Annotated in this window: 14 protein-coding genes; 3 read left to right on the top strand and 11 right to left on the bottom strand. The window is 65.8% G+C overall.

Annotated elements, in window-relative coordinates; genetic code table 11:
• Window positions 1–5: 5 nt before the first annotated feature.
• From RDV55_RS07240 to RDV55_RS07210, 7 genes are all read right to left on the bottom strand, one after another.
• Window positions 6–1286 (bottom strand): ABC transporter permease, encoded by a 1281-nt coding sequence (locus tag RDV55_RS07240; protein ID WP_111823564.1) that lies wholly within the window; start codon window positions 1284–1286, stop codon window positions 6–8.
• Entirely contained in the window at window positions 1273–2412 is a 1140-nt protein-coding gene (locus RDV55_RS07235; protein ID WP_111823563.1) for an ABC transporter permease, read from the bottom strand. Before RDV55_RS07235 ends, RDV55_RS07240 begins: the two co-directional genes overlap by 14 nt.
• Entirely contained in the window at window positions 2409–3974 is a 1566-nt protein-coding gene (locus RDV55_RS07230; RefSeq protein ID WP_111823562.1) for an ABC transporter ATP-binding protein, read from the bottom strand. Before RDV55_RS07230 ends, RDV55_RS07235 begins: the two co-directional genes overlap by 4 nt.
• Window positions 3975–4065: 91 nt before the next feature.
• Window positions 4066–5157, bottom strand: coding sequence for a BMP family lipoprotein (locus tag RDV55_RS07225; protein WP_111823560.1), 1092 nt, complete (start codon window positions 5155–5157; stop codon window positions 4066–4068).
• A 151-nt stretch (window positions 5158–5308) separates the two neighbouring features.
• The gene (locus tag RDV55_RS07220) at window positions 5309–7594 is read right to left on the bottom strand and encodes a bifunctional metallophosphatase/5'-nucleotidase (protein ID WP_111823558.1); all 2286 of its coding nucleotides are present in this window, start codon (window positions 7592–7594) and stop codon (window positions 5309–5311) included.
• A gap of 68 nt (window positions 7595–7662) precedes the next feature.
• Window positions 7663–10029: an ExeM/NucH family extracellular endonuclease gene (locus tag RDV55_RS07215; protein WP_111823557.1), complete on the bottom strand. Its 2367-nt coding sequence runs from the start codon at window positions 10027–10029 to the stop codon at window positions 7663–7665.
• A 214-nt stretch (window positions 10030–10243) separates the two neighbouring features.
• Window positions 10244–11368 (bottom strand): GuaB3 family IMP dehydrogenase-related protein, encoded by a 1125-nt coding sequence (locus RDV55_RS07210; RefSeq protein ID WP_111823556.1) that lies wholly within the window; start codon window positions 11366–11368, stop codon window positions 10244–10246.
• An 80-nt stretch (window positions 11369–11448) separates the two neighbouring features.
• Here RDV55_RS07210 and RDV55_RS07205 point away from each other — a divergent pair, with 80 nt between their 5' ends.
• On the top strand, window positions 11449–12201 hold the full coding sequence (locus RDV55_RS07205; protein ID WP_111823555.1) for an exonuclease domain-containing protein: 753 nt from the start codon (window positions 11449–11451) through the stop codon (window positions 12199–12201).
• A 1042-nt stretch (window positions 12202–13243) separates the two neighbouring features.
• On the opposite strand, the gene RDV55_RS07200 is transcribed toward RDV55_RS07205, so the two are convergent.
• The 4 genes from RDV55_RS07200 to RDV55_RS07185 form a co-directional block, all read right to left on the bottom strand.
• Window positions 13244–13933, bottom strand: coding sequence for a transaldolase family protein (locus RDV55_RS07200; RefSeq protein ID WP_111823554.1), 690 nt, complete (start codon window positions 13931–13933; stop codon window positions 13244–13246).
• A gap of 105 nt (window positions 13934–14038) precedes the next feature.
• A complete protein-coding gene (gene guaB / locus RDV55_RS07195) occupies window positions 14039–15562 on the bottom strand; it encodes an IMP dehydrogenase (RefSeq protein WP_111823553.1) in 1524 nt (507 codons plus the stop codon).
• A gap of 96 nt (window positions 15563–15658) precedes the next feature.
• Window positions 15659–16936 (bottom strand): AGE family epimerase/isomerase, encoded by a 1278-nt coding sequence (locus RDV55_RS07190; RefSeq protein WP_111823552.1) that lies wholly within the window; start codon window positions 16934–16936, stop codon window positions 15659–15661.
• Window positions 16937–17053: 117 nt separating this feature from the next.
• Window positions 17054–17977, bottom strand: coding sequence for a MerR family transcriptional regulator (locus tag RDV55_RS07185; protein WP_111823551.1), 924 nt, complete (start codon window positions 17975–17977; stop codon window positions 17054–17056).
• A gap of 300 nt (window positions 17978–18277) precedes the next feature.
• On the opposite strand from RDV55_RS07185, the gene RDV55_RS07180 reads away from it, so the two are divergent.
• Window positions 18278–18574, top strand: coding sequence for a WhiB family transcriptional regulator (locus RDV55_RS07180; RefSeq protein ID WP_003790481.1), 297 nt, complete (start codon window positions 18278–18280; stop codon window positions 18572–18574).
• An 89-nt stretch (window positions 18575–18663) separates the two neighbouring features.
• Entirely contained in the window at window positions 18664–19476 is an 813-nt protein-coding gene (locus tag RDV55_RS07175; RefSeq protein WP_111823550.1) for a DsbA family protein, read from the top strand.
• The last annotated feature ends 15 nt before the right edge of the window (window positions 19477–19491 follow it).

The raw sequence follows: 19491 nt of genomic DNA, 5'->3' as shown, positions 1-19491 counted from the left end.
GGTTCTCACTTCACGTAGGGGATGTTCTCTGCGGCGGGTGCCCGCGACTTTCCGACGAATCCCGCGACGGCCACGATCGTGACCACGTAGGGAATCATCGACACGAGGTCAGCGGGGATCGCGGGCTCAATGTTGGGCAGCATGCGGGCCAGCGCCTGCGCGAAGCCGAACATGACGGCTGCGCCCATGGCACCCAGCGGGTTCCACTTGCCCAGGATCATGGCGGCCAGGGCGATGTAGCCGTTGCCGGCAGAGATGTTGTCCGTGAATGCCAGCCCCGAACCAATCGTGAAGAACGCGCCACCCAGACCCGCGAAAGACGAGCCGAGGATCGTGTTGAGGGTGCGCGTGCGCCCCACGTTGATACCGACGGTATCGGCGGCGCGCGGGTGCTCACCGCAGGCCCGCAGCCGCAGGCCCCAGCGCGAGCGGAACAGGAAGAACGCCAGGGCGATGACGGCCGCGTACATCAGGTATACGAGGATCGACTGGTTGAACAGGACCGGGCCGACGATCGGGATCTCCGACAGCACGGGGATCTTGATGTCAGACAACGAGAACTGGTTGGTGTTCAGACTACCCGGAGCATCCTTCATGATCGTCCCGTAGAAGAACGTCGTCAGGCCCAGGGCCAGGACGTTCAGGACGACACCGACGATGATCTGATCCACCCCGTACTTCACGGAGAAGAGGGCGAGGAGGGACCCCAGGGCAGCTCCCGCGAGTGGGGCCGCGACGAGGCCCGCGTAGGGGGTCTGGAAGTACGAGGCCGCCATGACGCCCGCGAACGCTCCGACCAGGAGATCGCCCTCGATCGCGATGTTGACGACGCCCACCCGCTCCGAGACGACACCCGAGAGAGAGCCGAAGATGAGCGGCGTCGAGATGGCCACCGTCGACACGAGGGTCGAGGTAAGGGTGACGACACCCGTCGACCCCGAGCCCGCGTAGAACAGGAAGCCCAGGATCGTGGACAGCCCGACGACAGCCATTGCGCCGACGCGCGCCCACGCGGGCTGCGTCATGCGCCGCAGGGTCACCACGACCGTCCACGCTGTGATCGCAATCCCGATGGCGGCAAGCACCCACACGATGGGCGCACCTGCAGTCACAATGTCGGGGATCGAATAGGACTGCGATTTGTCATTGAGGCGCAGCGTCATGTCCCCTCGCGAGGCAGCCGCGAAGATCACGAGCAACACGCAGGCAGCCACGTAGATGCCGGGAATCTTCCAGGAGCGTTTGGCCTCGACCTGGGTGACCACGACAGGCTCACTTGTGCTCATCAGCGTTCCCCTTTCGCGTGAGTGCGCTCGCAGCGCGAGCATCGGGAAGACGGAACAGCCAACGCACGAGCGCGGGCGCAGCGATCAGCAGGACGATGACCGACTGCAGGATCAGGATCATGTCGATCGGCACGCCCTTGGCCTGCATCGTGTAGCCACCCGCCTTGAAAGCACCGAAGAGCAGGCCCGCACCGAACGTTCCCCACGTCCTGTTGCGTCCCAGCAGGGCCACCGTAATCGCGTCGAAACCGATCGAACCGGACACGTCACGGGAGACGTAGCCGATGGTTCCCAGGGCCTCGTTCGCGCCGGCCAAGCCGAGGAATGCGCCCGAGATCACCATCGTGATCGCCGTGATCTTCTCGACCGAGATACCGGCAGTGCGTGCCGCTGCCGCATTCGCTCCGACCGCGCGGATCTGGAAGCCCAGCGTGGAGCGCTCAATCAGCCACCAGAACGCGATAAGGGCGACGATGGCGACCAGGAACCCGACATGCAGCTTGAAGGGAGCCGGAAGCAGACGCCCGAGCGCGGCGGTGTCGGCGACCTTGGGAGTCACCGGCTGATTCGTTCCGGGCACCTGCCACGCCTTTTGCGTGAGCGTGTAGCCCAGGCCCAGCGTCGCGATCGAGTTCAGCATGATCGTCACGATCACCTCATTCGCGCCCGTCTTCGCTTTCAGGACACCCGCGATGCCGCCATAGAGGCCACCCGCGACAACCGCGACGAAGAGGGCCACCAGCGCGTGCAGGACCGGCGGCAGGCTCACCGCGAAGCCCACCCACACGGCGGCGAGGGCTCCGACGATGATCTGGCCCTTACCGCCGATGTTGAACAGCCCAGCTCGGAAGCCGAGCGCCAGGCCCAAACCCGAAATGATCAACGGGATCGAATAGAACAAGGAGTCCGTCAGCGGCTTGATCATACGAACAGGGTTCGCCGCGTTCACGTCCACGATGGAGCCACGGAACATCGCGTAGTAGGCATCGACCACGGACGCCCCAGACAGGGCGATGAGGACCGCTCCAATCGCGAACGCGATGAGGACGGCCAACACCGACACAAACCACTGCGCCCCAAAGACCCGGGTCCCGATGCCCGGACGGTTACTCGTACGCGTACTCATTGTTCCTCCTTTCGAGACGCCCCGGTCTGCCCGGCTGATCCCGAGGAGGCAGCCACGGCCTCGTCTAAGGGCACGCCGGCCATCATGAGGCCCAGGACATCACGCCCCGTGTCCGCTGGGACAATGCCAACGATGCGGCCGCGGTACATGACTGCGATGCGATCCGCCAGCGAGACGACCTCGTCAAGCTCCGAGGAAATGAGCAACACCGCGCAGCCCTGATCGCGCACGTCCACGATCCGACGGTGAATGAACTCGATCGAGCCGACATCCACGCCTCGCGTCGGCTGATTCGCGACCAGCAGTGTCAGATCGCGCGACATCTCGCGGGCGACGACCACCTTCTGCTGGTTACCACCCGACAGGGAGGACACCGGGTCCTCAATCGCCGTCAGGCGGATGTCGTATTCTTCTTCCTTGTCGCGGGCGTTGCGCATAATCGCACCGCGCTTGAGAGAGCCCAGCGACGAGAAGGACGAGGAGCGGAACTGGTCCAAAACCAGGTTGTCGGCGATCGAGAATGAAGCGATGATGCCGTCCGTGGAACGGTCCTCGGGAATGAAGCCCACTCCCGCATCCAGGGACTCGCGCGGCTTCGCGCGCGTGATATCGGCGTCCTCGAGGCGGATAGCCCCGCTGTCGGGAGTGCGCAGTCCCAGGATTGCCTCAGCGAGCTCCGTCTGTCCGTTGCCCTGCACGCCTGCGACAGCGAGGATCTCGCCGCGGGGAACGTCGAAGGACACGTGGTCGAGCAGAGGAACACCGCCCGCGCCCAGCAACGACACGTCCTCGAAGGACAGGCCACCGCCCGCAGGGCGCGCGGGTTCCTTCTCCACGCGCATCAGCACCTCGCGCCCCACCATGTGCGTGGCGAGCGAGGCCTCGGAATCCGTCGGGGAGGCGTGCCCCACGACCCGACCGCGGCGAATCACCGTAATATCATCGGCCACCGCACGCACCTCGCGCAGCTTGTGGGTGATGAACACGATCGAGGTTCCCGCGTCGGCGAGCTGACGCATGATCGTCATCAGCTCGTCCGTCTCCTGCGGGGTGAGCACGGCGGTCGGCTCGTCCAGGATGAGAACCTTCGCCTGACGAGATAGCGCCTTGACAATCTCCACGCGCTGCTGCGCGCCCACCGGCAGATCCTCGATGAGGGCGTCGGGGTCCAGGTCGAAGCCGAAACGCGCCGAGACCTCGCGCACCGTCTGCCGGGCACGCTCGCGGCTGATGATCCCCGCCGGACCGGTCGGCTCGAATCCCAGGGCGATCGACTCGGCGACCGTGAAGACAGGGATGAGCATGAAGTGCTGGTGCACCATGCCGATGCCCGCCGCGACCGCGTCACCGGGTCCCTTGAACGTGACGGGCTCGCCGTCGATGAGGATCTGCCCCTCATCGGGGGCATGCATCCCGTACAGGACGTTCATGAGCGTGGACTTGCCCGCGCCGTTCTCTCCAAGCAGCGCGTGAATATGCCCCTCCTCGATCGTCAAGTCGATCGAGTCGTTGGCGATGAGGGGGCCAAACCTCTTCGTGATCCCCCGCAGTTCTAATTTCATTCCTTCGGCCTTCCCCAGCAGGTGGACGTCCCCCGCCCGATGCCCGCGTGGGGCTGGCAGCGTCACCGCCACCAGCCCCACGCGCATCGCATCACTTCGGGGCGTTCTGCGATTCGACCACGAGCTTCCCGGACTTGATGTCCTCCGTGAGCTTGGTCAGATCTGCCTTGATCTCGTCGGACACCTTGTCATCGAAGTCGTGGAACGGGGCGATGGAGACGCCACCGTTGGCCAGCGTGCCCACGTACGGGGTAGAGCTGAACTTGCCGTCCACCGAGTCCTGAATCGCCTGCTCGACCGAGGCACCGATCTCCTTCATGACCGACGTCAGAACGATCGACGAGTAGTCGGGGTTGGCCTCGTACCAGTCGGAGTCGACGCCGATGATCCAGGTGTTACCGTCCGCCTTGGCGGCTGCCGCCGCACCCAGGCCGACCGGTCCCGCGACGGGCATGATAATGTCCGCACCCTGCGAGATGAACTGCTGTGCCTGTTCCTTGCCGAGCGTCTGATCATCGAAGGACTGCGTAAAGGAACCGTTCTGCGCGGCCTTATCCCAGCCGAGCAGCTGCACGTTCGTGCCCTTGGCCTTGTTGTAGGCCGCGACACCGTCAGCGAAGCCATCCATGAACACCGTCACCGAAGGGATCTGGATACCGCCGAAGGTAGCAACCTTGCCGGTCTTCGTCATGCCTGCGGCCACGTAGCCCGCCAGGTAGGCGGCCTCAGCCGTGTTGAACAGCAACGGACGGCCGTTATCCAGCGTCACCGTGTTGTTGTTGCCGTCGTTGAAGCTGGAGTCGATGAGGGCGTAGTGCACATCCTTGTTCTCCTCGGCGGAGGCGTGAACGGCCTTCTCCAAGTTGAAGCCAACGCCAATGATCAGATTGCAGCCGTCGGAGACCATGGACTCCACGTTCGGATTGAAGTCCGCGTCGGAGTTCGACTCAGCGGTGTTGATCTGGATGCCGAGCTTCTCCTGGGACGACTTCAGGCCGTCGTATGCGGACTCGTTAAAGGACTTGTCGTCCCAGCCGCCGGCGTCGGAGACCGCGCAGGCCTTGAACGAGCTGGCGTCCTTCGCTCCACCGGACTGGCTGGTGGCGGTTCCTCCGCCACCACAGCCTGCCAAGGCGAGCGTTGCAACTCCCGCCGCAGCGAGGAGCTTCGTGAGGTGCTTCATGAGTGTTTTCCTCCGTTGATGTGGATTCTTCCTTGAAACGGTGGCAGCGCGGGCCGCGGATCATGTCCGCACGACCAGCGCGCGAACATTTGTCAGAATCGACTTTTACGTCTGATACGAGTCTCCCGCGCCACCCCCGCTCTGTCAAGGGCTACTTGTTCTCACTTCGATAACGATTGAAGCGGCATCGGGCAAACACCGCGACAACGCCGATCGCTCCAGCAAACATCGCCCCGGTCAATCCATCCGAAGCCGCACCCGTGCGGGCCAGGGCACCTCTCGGTTCCTTCGTGCGCTTGGTCTGCATCGGCGGCACCTGTCCACCGGGCTGTGGATCGCCCGCGGGTGCCGCCGAGGGGCTCGGGTCGGGGGCCGCCGCGCCCGCGCAGGTCACGGGGATCGTCAGGCCATCCGCGGCCTCGACGACCGTCGCAAAGTCGGTGGCGACCGTGACGGGCGCGTTCACGACTTCTCCGGCAACCTTGCCCTCGCAGGCACCAACGACCGTCACGTCCACGCTCGCCCGTCCCGCACCGTCAGTCGTAATCACCGAGGCAGCGTCGGAGGCGTGCGCATCCACGAGGGAGTTGTCAACCTCGGCCACCGCCTGCGCACCACCGGCGCTCACGCGGACCTTGGACGTGATCGAGGGGCCCTCGGAGAAGGACAAACCACGCAGCGGGATCGTCACCGTCGAGCCGTCGGCCACCGCTTCGGTGGGCAGGGTCAGGCCGATGGAGGACTTGGCCTCGCGCGGGCTCAGCCCTCCCTCAGCCTGGACCGAACGGGCCCGGCCTCCCGAGTGCGCGCCCAGATAGGCGTTGAAGGAATCGCGGTCCAGGTTGCCGTTCGTCGTGGCAGCTCCCCCGCGGGTCAGGGCCTCGAAGGAGTCGCCACCCGCCAGCAGGAAGGACACGGAGCCGACCGTGTACGTCGCGTCGGCCTTGAGGGGCTCGCCATTGATCGTCACCGACGTGATGCGCTGGCCATAGGGTTTGGCTGGGTCGTAGGTATAGCGCACGTTCGAGGAGAGGCCCAGCTTGAGCATCGGCCTGGAGTTCTGTGAGTTCAGGTCCGTCTTCCACTGCTGCTCAAGCGCGTCCTTGACGTCCGATCCCTTCAGGGTGACGTATCCCAGCTCATCGGAGAAAGGCTCGACCTCGTAAGTCTGCGCGTAGGTGATCGTGCCGTCCTCGTTCGGCACCAGGTCGGCACGCAGGCCGCCCGCCATGATCATGCCAATGTCGACGGTCTTTCCATCCGGGGTCAGGATCGTTTCGCGCAGGGAATCCGCCACCAGGTCGCCCAGGGAGGATTCGATGCCTCGGTTCGATCCGGGGTCCGTGGACCCATCGGGCGTCGTAAAGACGCCGCGCCTGAAGGCCTCCGTGTAGCCCGTGGCGACGACGCGCTTGCCGGCTTCCTTCGAGTCGGACTCAGCTTGGTCGACGATCGCCTGGGTGTCGGGGTCCGAGCCGCACTGGGCGACCTCGGCAGCCGGAATGAGGATCGAGTCAGCACTCGTGACCTGGCGCGTCGCGGGATCGATCGTCAGACGGATGAGTCCCAGATTGTCCGTGTAGGAGCCCGATGCGATGCCCGCCAGCCGGGGGTTGGCGGACTCGAAGGACTCCGCAGAGTTGACGTGGTCGAACTCGTAGGGCACGTGCGTATCCCCGCCCATCAGACCGTCGACGTCCTTGCCGACCTTCGTGTAGTTGTTCTTCACGTCGTCGTCGAGCATGGCGATGACGACGTCGGCCTTCCCACTGCCCTTGAGCTCGGCTGCCAGGTCATTGATGCGCTTGATGGGGTCCGTGAAGGTCAGGCCGGCCGTCGTTCCAGGACTGAGTTTGTAGGGAACGTCCTGAGCGATCGCACCGATGAAAGCTACCTTCATGCCCGACGGTGACGTCCACAGCTTGTAGTCCCCGAGGTAGGGCGTGCCGTCCCCGTAGGTACCCATGCCCTCGATGTTGGCTCCCAGGTACGGGAAGGTGGCCTGCACGAACTCGCCCGGGTTGGACCCGTCGACGCGCTGTTTGAAGACGGCCTGCCCCATGTCCAGCTCGTGGTTGCCGATTGTCGAGGCCAGGGGGTTCATCGTGTTGAGGGCCGCGATGGTCGGGTTGTCCTTGAGGGAGCCGGAGATGTAGGGGGATGCGCCAATGTTGTCTCCCAGCAGCGTGAACGAGGAGTTCGGGTTCGCCTGGCGCGCTTTGTTCAGGTAGCAGTTCATCGCGGGCAGCCCCGCCTCGCGCACTGTGCCCTTCTTGGCGACCTGCTGGATGTGTCCGTGCACGTCCGTGAGGTTGTAGAGGTCCAGGGTGATCGGCGCGTCGGCACCTGGCGGAGCCGCGAGCGCGGCAGCCGGCAGGGAAGCCAGGGTCAGGGCTGCCGCCGAAGCGAGGGCGAGGCGTGTCCATGGTCTGCGCATGGGTGTGTTCCTTTCATCGGTGCGGTGTCGGTGCCGCATCCTGGGTGGTGGGTTTGACGTGCCCGGTGTCAGCCGCGGCGACGGGTACGGCGCGAGAGAACGATAAGTCCACCTCCCGCCGCGGCGAGGATGATTCCGAGGCCGATCGCCCGGTCGGTGTCCGAGCCGGTGCGCGCAAGGCCGCGCTGGGGACGCCTCGCACGCGCGGGTGCCCCGTGGGAGAAGACCGGGTCCATCTGGGCGGTGCCGGGCCGGGGTGCGGGTGAGGGGGTTTCGGAGGGGGCAGGGGTCTCAGGCCCGGTGGGCGAAGGCGCGGTGTCATCGCCGCGAAGGAGCGTAAGGCCGATGATCTCGGGGTTGTGGTCCGAGGAGCGGTAGGGGTTGTCAGCCTCGATGGTCAGGTGGGCGTTCATCCCTGCCCTCGAGTATTCGAAGGCGATGGATTCTTGGGCGTTTATGGCCCAGCTGGTGACTCCGACGAGGAGGGGCTTCGCTGCCGCATTCGAGAAGACGTGGTCGAGGGAGCCGGAGCGCCCGGCGTAGACGTAGGAGCTCTCGCCCGCTCCAGACACGCGCGCCCAGCCCGAGGCCTCGAGGGCCTTGATTGGGTCCTCCTGCGAGTAGGAGTTGAAGTCGCCGACGAGGAGGGTCGGTTTGTCCGCGAAGCGGGCGGCGAAGGAGGCGAGCGACGTGGCCTGGGCGACGCGGATCGCGTTCGCATTGCCCTGCCCATCCCCGTTGTCGACGTTGCCGGGAGGCGCGCCCTCGGGCACGGACCCCTTGGACTTGAAGTGGTTGCCGACGACGATGAAGGTGGCGGGGGCGGCTCTCTGCCCGCTGACGCGCGCGAACTCCTGGGCCAGGGGCTGTCGCGCCAGTCCCGTGAATGCCGGGTCGTCGTGGATGAGCGAGGGGCCGACGGGGGCGATGGTCGCGGGCTTGTAGATGAACGCGATACGGATGACATCTTCGCCCTGGGGGACGGAAGGCGGCGAGGGCACGTACGCCCACGTTCCGTCGCCCGCTGCCTTGTTGAGGGCCTCGACGAGGCGCGCGAGGGTGGCGTCTCGGTCCGTTCCCACGCCCACCGCGACGGGGTTTTCGATCTCCTCGAGGGCGACCACATCGGCACCCAGAGCGTTGATCGCGCTGACGATCTTGGCCTCCTGGTTGGCGAAGGCCTCGCGCGAGAATGCGCCGCGCACCTTGCACTTCTTAGCCGTCACGAAGGCGCCCGTTCGGTCGGGGTATCCCGCGCATCCGGCCTCATCAACGCCCAGGTCTGAGAAGTAGTTGAGAACGTTGAACGTAGCCACGCGGGTGTCCCCACCGACCGTGGGGACACCCGGCCTGTTCCCCGTGATCGTCACGGGGCTGTGATCGGGGTGTGCGGCGACCATCGCGGTCGGCTGGAAGACGGTGGTCCCGTGTCGGGTTTCGAGAACGACGGGAGCGTCGAAGGCGACGTGGTAGCCGACGCGGGCCGGTGCCCCGTTCGCCAGGTAGGCGTATGCGACCTCGGTCGCATTTCCCTTGAGCAGGTTGGTGTTGGTGCCGTCGTCCAGTGTGATTGCTCGAGCGGCGTTGGCCGCCTCGTAGTCGCGCGCGGCCTGGCCGGGTGCCACCACGTCGGTGGCAGAGCGTAGCGGGGTATGCCCGGGGGTCAGGGTCAGGCTTCCATACTGATGTGCCCAGTAGTTGTCGGTAATGGTCCACGTGCCCTGGGGCGCGAGCAGCATGGATTCGTAAGCCTCGGCCTCGCTCGGCGAGGGCACCTGGGTGAGCGGGGTGGGGGTCGGTGCCGCACAGCCTTCCACCGTATTCACGACGGTCGCGGCCAGCTGCGTGAGGCTCGACGGGTTCTCCTTCGCGGTCGTCGCGGGGAATTCGCCGACCACTCCGGTCACGCGCACACACGTGCCCGGGGCAGGGATCTGGCCTTTCTTTCCGGCGTACACGAAGAGCCCGTCGGAGCGGGAGCGTCCCGGCTCCCACGTTCCGCCCGAGCCGGGGGTCTGGATCGTGTATCCGTCAATCGTCGCGCCCAGCCCCGACTCGTTGGCGGGGTATGCGGCGGTCACGACGCCGACCGTCGTCACGGTGGCCCCCACCATCGCGGAATCGTCCCCGCCGCCTACGGCCTGAATGTCGGGGATCTCAGTATCGACGAGGCCTGCGCTGGGCTCTGCGGACTGCGCGGATCCCTCGGGGAGGGAAGTCTCCGCCGGCTGCGTCGGTTGAACGGGCTGCGCAGCGGCCGACTGGGGTTGCGCCGCATCAGCCTGCGACACTCCCGGCCCTCCCGACTGCGTTACCTGACCGGACTGCGCAGAATCCGACCGGTGCGCATCGACCGCCCACGACGCGGGTACAAGCCCCGCCGCGGACAGCGCAAGCGCGCCGAACACAGCTAGTGTTCGTGTCCCGTACCTCATCGGGATATCCTCTCAACCTCGCCTCACCGTGAGGGGCCGACGAGCCCCGTACCGTAGGCGTCTTTACCAACGGCAACACGAGTTATGACAAGTGTAACGTCGTGCACATACGTGCGGAAGCGATTGAGAACATTCCCTGAAATACAAGCCTTCGTCGGGAGCACACATACGAGCGCACGGCCGCCCCGACCTCGTTACACTCGGCGAGCGTGAGTCAGGACGCCGAGTACGGGGAGACGACCACCTGAGCGCGCTGCAGGTCCTTGACCTCCGAGTACCCCGTCGAGGCCATGGTTCGCTTGAGCGCTCCCACGAAGTTCAGGGAGCCGTCCGCGCGCGTCGAAGGGCCGTAGAGGATCTGCTCGAGCGTGCCCGTCGTACCGACGTGGACACGCTGGCCGCGAGGCATGTCCGGGTGGGTCGCCTCCGAGCCCCAGTGCCACCCTCGCCCCGGAGCCTCCTCCGCGCGGGCGATGGCCGCACCCAGCATGACGGCGTCCGCGCCGCACGCGATCGCGCGCGACAGGTCACCGCTGCGACCGATCCCGCCGTCAGCGATGACGTGCACGTACCGACCACCGGACTCGTCCATGTAGTCGCGACGAGCAGCGGCAACATCGGCGATCGCTGTCGCCATCGGCGCGTGCACGCCCAGGGACTGGCGCGTCGAATGGGCCGCTCCCCCACCGAAACCGACGAGGACACCAGCCGCGCCCGTGCGCATCAGGTGCAGGGCCGCCGTGTCCGTACAGACGCCACCCACGATGACGGGAACGTCCAGCTCGTAGATGAAGCGCTTGAGGTTGAGGGGCTCGCGGCGCGACGACACGTGCTCGGCGGACACCGTCGAACCGCGGATGATGAACAGGTCAACGCCCGCGTCCACGACCGCCCGCCAGTATTGCTGTACGCGCTGGGGAGAAAGCTTGCCTGCGACGACCACGCCGGCCTCGCTCAGCTGCTTGAGGCGCGCGGTGATCAGCGAGGGCTTGATCGGCTCGGAGTAGACGCGCTGGAGGGTCGCGATCGACTCCTCCTCGCCCAGGTGAGCGATACCGTCGAGGATCGGGGTGGGATCCTCGTAGCGGGTCCACAGCCCATCCAGGTCGAGTACGCCGATGCCACCGAGGCGGCCGAAGGCGATCGCAGTCTCCGGGCTCATCACCGAGTCCATCGGGGCCGCCATCAGGGGAATGTCGACGTGGTAGGCGTCAATCTGCCAGCCGACGTTGACGTCCTCGGGATCGCGAGTGCGCCGCGAGGGCACGAGGGCGATATCGTCCAGCGTGTAGGCGCGCCGCGCGCGCTTGCCACGGCCGATTTCCACTTCGTCGCTCATGACCCGATTCTACTGCCTCCGGGACGCAGATGTGCCCACCCTCTGCCACACTGGAGTCACCGGCAAGGCTAGGAGCAATCATGAGCTGGATCGACGACCCGTGGATGGGTTTTGACACCGAGACGACGGGCGTGCGCGCGCTCAAGGACCGCCTCGTCACGGCCGCACTGGTGCTGCGCATCGACGGCGCATCCTACCGCTCGGGCGTCAGCGCCCCCGACCAGGTGGCTACCTGGCTGACCGATCCGGGCATCGAGATCCCCGAGCAGGCCACGGCCGTCCACGGCATCACGACCGAGCAGGCTCGCCGCGACGGTCGCCCCATCGAGGAGGTCCTCCACGAGCTGGCCGGTTCCATCGTCGAGCACTGGCTGCGCGGCTACCCGGTCGTCGCCTTCAACGCGACCTACGACATCACGCTCGTCAACCAGGAGCTGCGCCGCCACCGCCTGGGCTCCTTCGAGGAGCGCCTGGAGGGTGCTCCCATGCTGGTCGTCGACCCACTCGTCCTGGACCGCAAGCTCGACCGGTTCCGCAAGGGAAAGAAGACACTGACGGAGATGGCCCCCGTCTACGGGGCGGCGGCCTCCCCCGACGCCCACACGGCCGAGGTTGACGTGGCTATGACGCTCGACGTGCTCGCCGGCATGGTGGACAAGTACCCGCAGCTGGCGTCCATGAGCGCCTTGGAGCTCACGGACTATCAGCGCCAGGCTCACCAGGATTGGGCCGAGGACTTCGAGAAGTACCTGCGCAAGCAGGGCAAGGACGCGAACATCGACCGCGAATGGCCACAGATCACGCCGCGGGGCCGCGGCGACGATCAGGAGTAGGGACGCGACAGGCGGGGGTCGGCAGATGCTGGCCCCCGTTTCGTTGCCTCTCGGATGCCACCAGCGTGGAGGGCGCCGGCGGGGCCGCAGGGTCTGGCAGGGCTTCGAGCCGACAACGCAGCCACCCAATCAGCGACGAGTACCGCTGGGTGACATTGCGGCTGGATCCTGCAGGTCATACACCAGTTAGGGAGCATTACACCACCTCCGAAGTGGTGTAATACCCACCTAAGTGGTGTAACACCACTTAGCAACAAGCCCAAATGCGGACTCGTCCGGGAAAAGGGAGCCGAGGTCCCACGGATGCCATCACATCCGGATAGGTAACGAACATGCGGATAGCTTAATAACCTATCCGGATGCGCATAACCTATCCAGATGTGCACAACCTATCCCGATAGGCCCAGGCAGAGGTCATGACAGGGCCCGGGGAAACAGATGCTGCACCCGCGGCAGTAGAAGGACATGGCCGGGCACCACGCACCACACCTCACCAGCGTGGAGGGCACCGGCAGACAGCTAGGCCTCCCCCAAATGTCGCATGCAATTCGATTGGGCGAAGATTCAACCAAGGCAGAAAACGTTGCAATTCCAACGCTCATCTTTCAATACATGAAAGGTTGACAGGGAAATTGCATGCGAAATTGGTTGAGTGCCCAGCAATTGAGGCGTGCGAGGGCTGCAGGTGAAGTGGGCCTGACCAATCAACGCGCACCACGAGCCACCAGAGTGGGGGGCGCCGGCGGGGCCGCAGGGCCTGGCCGGGCTTCGAACCGACGCGCCGAGCGAAGCTCGCGGCGCGGACGGTGAGCGGGCGGGCGGGTCCGACGGCACCCGGAACACCGGTGGCACAGCCAGCAGAAACACCGGCAGTAGAACCGACGAGCGGGCGGGCCCGACGGCGCCCGGAACACCGGTGCCGCAGCCAGCAAGAACACCGGTGCCGCAGCCAGCAAGAACACCGGCGACGCAACCAGCAAGAAGACCGGTAGCACGAAAAAGCCCGGAGGCAGAACTCCGCCTCCGGGCCTCTACGCAAGGCTCACTTTTCCTTGATGAGATCCAGCCACGTGCGGCGCTCGCCCACAAGGAAACCAAAGTCGCGGTTCTGGTCCGCAATCGCGGCGTCGGTCGCAGGGTTCTTGATGAGCGCAGCCAGGACGTCGGGGGCGGCGGTAATGGCACCCACGCCCTGGCGGACCAGCTCAAGAACCTGCTCGGAGTTCTTGAAGGACGCAGCCAGGACATCGGCCTTCATCTCATAGGAACGCAGAGTGCGATGGATTTCGGAGGCGACGCGCACGCCGTCGATGCCGTAGTTGTCCATGCGGTTGACGTAGGGGGCGACGTAGCGAGCGCCCGCCTTGGCGGCCATGAAACCCTGCATGGAGGAGTGGATACCCGTCGCGGTCACCTGCATGCCTTCACGCACGATGCGCGGGATGGCCGCGAAGCCCTCGCGCGTGACGGGAAGCTTGATGAACAGGTTGCCGCCGATCTCGCCGCGCAGAGCGCGGGCCTCAGCGACCATGTCGTCGGCGCGCTGGGAGACAATCTGGACGTGCAGCTGAGCGCCGTCAGGCAGAAGCCGCTTGATGGAATGCAGGACGTCGAGGGGTTCCTTGCCCTCTCGGTAAAGGATCGTCGGGTTCGTAGTCACACCGTCGATGGGGAGGTATTCCAAGGTCTTTGCGATGGAATCGACGTTCGCGTGATCAATGAGGATGAGCATGTGTGCAGCTCCTTTGCGCAGTCGTGAAATTTCGCTCTCCTAGGATAGCGCGGGCGGGAGCAGCCCACCGACTGCTCCCGCCCATTACGAACACTCTGCCTGCGATTACCTCGCCGAGGATGAGTGATAGTTCGGCGCTTCCGTCGTCATCTGCACGTCGTGCGGGTGCGACTCGCGCAGGCCGGCGCTGGTGATGCGTACGAAGCGGCCATTCGCCTTGACCTGGGAGATCGTGGAGGCACCCAGGTAGAACATGGTCTGGTGCAGACCGCCGACGAGCTGGTAGATGACCTGGGCGAGGGAGCCGGTGTAAGGCACCTGACCCTCGATGCCCTCGGGGACGATCTTGTCGTCGGAGGTGACGTCGGCCTGGAAGTAACGGTCCTTGGAGTAGGACTTGCGGCCGCGCGAGCTCATCGCACCGAGCGAACCCATGCCGCGGTAGCGCTTGAACTGCTTGCCGTTGGTGAAGACGACCTCGCCCGGGGACTCCTCACAGCCAGCCAGCAGGGAGCCAAGCATGACGGTGTCAGCCCCGGCCACGAGGGCCTTGCCGATGTCGCCGGAGTACTGCAGGCCACCGTCCGCGATGAGCGGGACTCCGGCGGGGCCGCAGGCCTTGGCGGCAAGGTGGATCGCGGTGATCTGGGGGACACCCACGCCTGCAACGACGCGGGTCGTGCAGATCGAGCCGGGGCCCACGCCGACCTTGACGGCGTCGACGCCCGCGTCGATGAGCGCCTGGGCGCCCTCGGTGGTGGCGACGTTACCGCCGATGATGTCAATGCCGGCGAAGGTCGGATCGGCCTTGATGCGGCGAATCATGTCGAGAGCAAGCTGGGCACCGCCGTTGGCCGTGTCGACGACGAGAACATCCACGCCGGCCTCGGCCAGTGCGGTGGCGCGCTCCCACGTGTCGCCCCAGTAGCCGACGGCCGCACCCACGACGAGGCGTCCGCGCGAGTCCTTGGTGGCGTTGGGGTACTGCTCGGTCTTGACGAAGTCCTTGACCGTGATGAGACCGGTCAGGTGGTCGTTGTCGTCGACGATGGGCAGCTTCTCGACACGGTGCTCAGCCAGCAGGTGCTTGGCGTGCTCGCGGGAGATGCCGACCTGGCCGACGACCAGCTGGTCGCGCGGGGTCATGCAATCGCGCACGCGCAGGGTGGACCACTCGTCCTGGGGGACGAAGCGCAGGTCGCGGTTCGTGATGATGCCCAGGAGGGTGCCGTCCTCGGTCACGACGGGCAGGCCGGAGACGCGGTAGTGTCCGCAGAGGCTGTCGAGTTCGTCGATGGTCGCGTCGGGGCCGACGGTCACCGGGTCCTCGACCATGCCGGATTCGCTGCGTTTGACCTGGCGGACCTGCGCGGCCTGTTCCTCGATCGAAAGGTTGCGGTGGAGGATGCCGATGCCGCCCTGGCGGGCCATGGCGATGGCCATGCGCGCCTCGGTGACGGTGTCCATCGCGGCGGACAGGAGCGGGATGCGCAGCGAGATGTTCTTCGTCAGGCGGCTGGACGTGTCAACGGATGAAGGGACGACGTCCGTGAGCTCGGGAAGGAGCAGGACGTCGTCGTAGGTGAGGCCGGTCAGGCCGAAAGGATCATGTGTAGCGAGTTCTCCCATGGGCCAATTGTAGGCAGTCGGTGGCCCTTTCGCGCAGTCGCTTTCGCGCACGCCACGAAGCCGAGTACCGAGGGACGAGACCGGTCCCCTGACAGATCATCGGCAGGAGGCACTCGCGCTGGCCTGGGAGGCGTAGCGGGCAGCAGTCGCGCCGGTGACTGTGAGATGAATCGGCGCGGAGCCTCGCGCCAGCATGCGGGCGGCGGTGAGGGCATCGGGGCGTCCCTCCCACACCAGCATGGAGACGGAACCGTCGGCGGCAACCTCGTGGATCCAACGACCAATTCCGGCGCGGGCATGGGAGTCGGCCCATGCCACGGCACGGGCATAGTCGACGGCGAGGTCGTCGGCTCGAGTTGGATCCACGACCTCGGCAAGGACGCGCGCTGCGCTGGCGGCCTCACAGACGACCCAGTGCATGCGCTGGGGGGCCGCGATGACTCCGGCGGGATCGAGGGTGTAGACGATGCCGCCGACGCCCTCATCGGTCCAGCCGTCGGCGAGCGCACGGTCGTAGAGCGCAGTGGCGGTATCGATCATCCAGGGGCCGGGTTCTTCGCCCATGTGGACGAGAAGCGCATAAACCTGTCCCATGAGGCGCGCGGCCTTGAATCCGAGACCGGGCAAGGTGTCGCCGGGGCGGATGAGTTCGACGGGGTCCTGGTCGGCGGAGGCGGGCAGGGGCCGCCATTCCTCGTCGTAGAGGTCGGGCAGCGCGAAACCGCAGCGCGCGGCGATCTCACCGACCAGGCGCAGGATCGAGCGGGCACGGTCGAACCAGACGTGGTCTGAGGTGGCTTCCCACGCGGCCAGGTAGGCCTGCGCGGTGTCGAGGTTGGTGGACAGGCGGCGCAGCGGCAGTCGGGAACCGCTGGAGGCATCGATCTCCTCGCGCACGGCTCCGGCGCACGGATCCCACCAGCGCTGATCCTGGTCTTTTTCGAGATCGACGAGCAGGTCGCGCGCCTCCTCGTGTCCGGCCATGGCGGCAGCAGCTGCCGCCCCGATGATCGCAGATTGGGCACGCTGAGACAGAACTGCATGCGGTACGGGGGTGGCGCTGCGCTCCGAGGTGGGAACCACCTCGGCGTACCAGGACCCATTCGGGGAGCGCAGGGGGCCGGCAAGGGCGGCGAGGCCATGACTGACGAGGTGCGCTGCACCTTCTATTCCCCGCATCTGTGCGAGGGCAAAGACGTGCGTCATGCGCGCGCTGATGCGAGCGTCGAGCGGACGACCGAGGTCCACCTGACCGTCGGCGCGCAGGAAGGCGAAACCGACTCGCGCCTTCGACCGGGAAGCGAAGGCGACGAGCGCGTCAAAATCAGCGTCGAAAGCACGGCGCAGGTCTACGTTGTTCCAGGGGGCGTTCATGACTGTTCTCCTGCCTGTACGTGTCTTCACGGTAGCATCTGACAAGGCGCTGCGGGCGGCGGTGAGCGCCACGAGTGCGCAGTTGAGCGGACGATTGGTCTCGGTCCGTCACACGCGTTAGGAGCGGCCGACCAACTGCAGATCCGCCTGGGGTGCCAGCAGCGCGAGGACTTCTTCGACGCAGGCGCTGATCGTTCGCACGCGCTGGACGTGGGGCGAGAGGACGTCGGGAGAGTCTGCGCCCACCATGATCACGGGGACGCCGTAGCGGGCGACAAGGCTTTCGACGGTCTTCTCGCAGGAGGATCCACAGCCCAGAACGACGGTGAGCGCGGGTACGCCGGCGCGCACGTAATCGCGGAAGCGCTCGGTGGTACTGACGCCGCCGTAGTTTTCGCTGGAAAGCACGCGCACCTCGCACCCGTACCAGGCCAAGGCCACGCCCACGACCTGGGCAGGAGTCTCGTGCAGGGCATCGGTGATGATCGCGATACGGTCACCGCCAACGAGGGCGCGCGTGGGGCGCGACCGGTAGACGGATCGACAGACGCGTTGGAAGGCGTTGGCGAGCATGATCGCAGGAGTAGTGCCGACCGGGTCCGCACCGGGCGTGGTTCGCAGGGACTTCAGAGCGGGGTCAACGAAGCGCGACCACGTGTGGACGAGGCCGTGGCTGGCTACCGCCGCTTCGAGCACCTCCTCGAGGCGGTCGTAGTCGTCGGAGAGGACGACGGTGCGAAGCTGCGCTGCGTTATCGGGGCAGGTGGAGTGAGACAGTCGCGATCGTTCGGACAGCGCACGCTTGGCGGCCTCAGCGGCAGGCATTCCGGCCCGCACATGATGGATCATGGTGCGCAGCCGCTCGATGTCTTCGGGCAGGTAACGGCGGCGCGCTCCCGCTTCTCGCCGGGCCGGGCCGAGGCCGTAGCGACGTTCCCAGGTGCGCAGCGTGGACGCCGACACTCCGAGTTCGTCGGAGACTGAGGAGACTGTACGGGAGCGGTCTCCCAGAGCCGACTGCTCGATGAGCGCTCGCGGCATTTCCTTTCCTCTCCTTGACACATCCGGGCTGATCCGGTACCCCGATTGTTGCGTGTTAGGCGCTGCCACGCCACAGGAAAGTCATCTCACCAGCCACCCTAAGTTGTTCATAAAGTTATTCATTGCTCATTCAATGCGCACAACGTAGCTTTTTCCGGGTTTTAACAGCACAGATCCCCGCTCCTTGAGAAGTGGATCATAATTCAAGAAAGATCCTTGAATAACTACCGCACAAGTGTCTATTCTTGCCGACATCGTGTGCCGAAAATGTCGGCACGACAGACATGAAGGAGGCACCCAATGACTGACGTCTCCCGTCTGCCCGGACCCATGATCGACGCGTGGGAATGGCAGTACGAAGCGGCGTGCCGAGACCTGGACACCGAGCTGTTCTTCCACCCCGAGGGTGAGCGCGGTTCCACGCGTAGGCGCCGCGCAGCAAACGCCAAGGCGATCTGCGCGACCTGCCCGGTGATCGAGCAGTGCCGGTCCTACGCACTAGCCGCCCAGGAGCCCTACGGCATCTGGGGTGGAATGACCGAAGAAGAACGACGCGAAGAGATCCGCTCCTCCGGGCGCGGCCGCCGCGTCTCCTAACGCGCATCCATCGCTCGGTGCGGCATCGCCACCGCGGTGCCGCACCTTTTTACTGCCCAGCTATTCGCCGACAGCACCCTGGAGTTCACATGACCAGCAACGACGCCAAGGCCTCGCACAAGAAGGCCGAGGACGCCCCCACCACCCCATACAAGACCCTGTTCTTCATCACCGCGCCGATCACCGCGATCCTCGCGGGCGTCTGCGTGTGGATGGGCATTCAGCTCTCCTCTACCTCTCCGGCGAGCCAGGCGACCCCCGCGGCGACGCAGACCGAGGCCGCACAGATGCCGCAGAACAAGGAGACGGCAGCCCCCAGCCAGACGAACGCCCAGAACCTGGCGATCATGAACTCTTTCGTGCGTCACCAGGCTGATGACCCGAAGGCCAAGGGCGACATTAACGCCCCCGTCACCATGGTCATCTTCTCCGATTTCGCTTGCCCCTACTGCACGAAGTACGCCCAGGAGGTCGATCCCGCGCTGGCAGACCTCGTCGCTGATGGCACCCTGCGCGTCGAGTGGTACGACCTGGCTCAGATCACCGAGACGTCGCCCCTGGCCGCGCAGGCGGGCATCGCCGCTGGCGAGCAGGGAAAGTTCTGGGAGTTCCACGACGCCATCTACGCGGCGGCTGACCCGAGCGGGCACCCCCAGTACTCCGAACAGGCCCTCGTCGACCTCGCAGCCAAGGCGGGGGTGCCCGACCTGGACAAGTTCCGCGAGACGATGCTCGCCGACCACACCGCCTCCACGGTGAAGGCAGCCAAGGAACAGGCACACCAGGCCGGCATCACGGGTACGCCCACGATGTTTATCAACAAGGCGTTCATCAGCGGCTACCGCGACGCCTCGTACATCCGCAACACCATTGTCGAACAGGCCGCGCAGTCCGCGTCCTGATGCGAGGCCCGCAGA

Origin of the sequence: Schaalia odontolytica, from assembly GCF_031191545.1 — a bacterium.
GTDB lineage: Bacteria > Actinomycetota > Actinomycetes > Actinomycetales > Actinomycetaceae > Pauljensenia > Pauljensenia odontolytica.
This window is presented reverse-complemented; position numbering and strand designations above follow the sequence as displayed.

What these genes read in the sequence shown, in the direction of transcription:
- RDV55_RS07175 (WP_111823550.1), top strand. Translation starts at nt 18,664, where the DNA reads ATGACCAGCAACGACGCCAAGGCCTCGCACAAGAAGGCCGAGGACGCC.
- RDV55_RS07230 (WP_111823562.1), bottom strand. Translation starts at nt 3,974, where the DNA reads ATGAAATTAGAACTGCGGGGGATCACGAAGAGGTTTGGCCCCCTCATC.
- RDV55_RS07210 (WP_111823556.1), bottom strand. Translation starts at nt 11,368, where the DNA reads ATGAGCGACGAAGTGGAAATCGGCCGTGGCAAGCGCGCGCGGCGCGCC.
- RDV55_RS07240 (WP_111823564.1), bottom strand. Translation starts at nt 1,286, where the DNA reads ATGAGCACAAGTGAGCCTGTCGTGGTCACCCAGGTCGAGGCCAAACGC.
- RDV55_RS07220 (WP_111823558.1), bottom strand. Translation starts at nt 7,594, where the DNA reads ATGCGCAGACCATGGACACGCCTCGCCCTCGCTTCGGCGGCAGCCCTG.
- RDV55_RS07225 (WP_111823560.1), bottom strand. Translation starts at nt 5,157, where the DNA reads ATGAAGCACCTCACGAAGCTCCTCGCTGCGGCGGGAGTTGCAACGCTC.
- RDV55_RS07215 (WP_111823557.1), bottom strand. Translation starts at nt 10,029, where the DNA reads ATGAGGTACGGGACACGAACACTAGCTGTGTTCGGCGCGCTTGCGCTG.
- RDV55_RS07200 (WP_111823554.1), bottom strand. Translation starts at nt 13,933, where the DNA reads ATGCTCATCCTCATTGATCACGCGAACGTCGATTCCATCGCAAAGACC.
- RDV55_RS07235 (WP_111823563.1), bottom strand. Translation starts at nt 2,412, where the DNA reads ATGAGTACGCGTACGAGTAACCGTCCGGGCATCGGGACCCGGGTCTTT.
- RDV55_RS07190 (WP_111823552.1), bottom strand. Translation starts at nt 16,936, where the DNA reads ATGAACGCCCCCTGGAACAACGTAGACCTGCGCCGTGCTTTCGACGCT.
- RDV55_RS07185 (WP_111823551.1), bottom strand. Translation starts at nt 17,977, where the DNA reads ATGCCGCGAGCGCTCATCGAGCAGTCGGCTCTGGGAGACCGCTCCCGT.
- RDV55_RS07180 (WP_003790481.1), top strand. Translation starts at nt 18,278, where the DNA reads ATGACTGACGTCTCCCGTCTGCCCGGACCCATGATCGACGCGTGGGAA.
- guaB (WP_111823553.1), bottom strand. Translation starts at nt 15,562, where the DNA reads ATGGGAGAACTCGCTACACATGATCCTTTCGGCCTGACCGGCCTCACC.
- RDV55_RS07205 (WP_111823555.1), top strand. Translation starts at nt 11,449, where the DNA reads ATGAGCTGGATCGACGACCCGTGGATGGGTTTTGACACCGAGACGACG.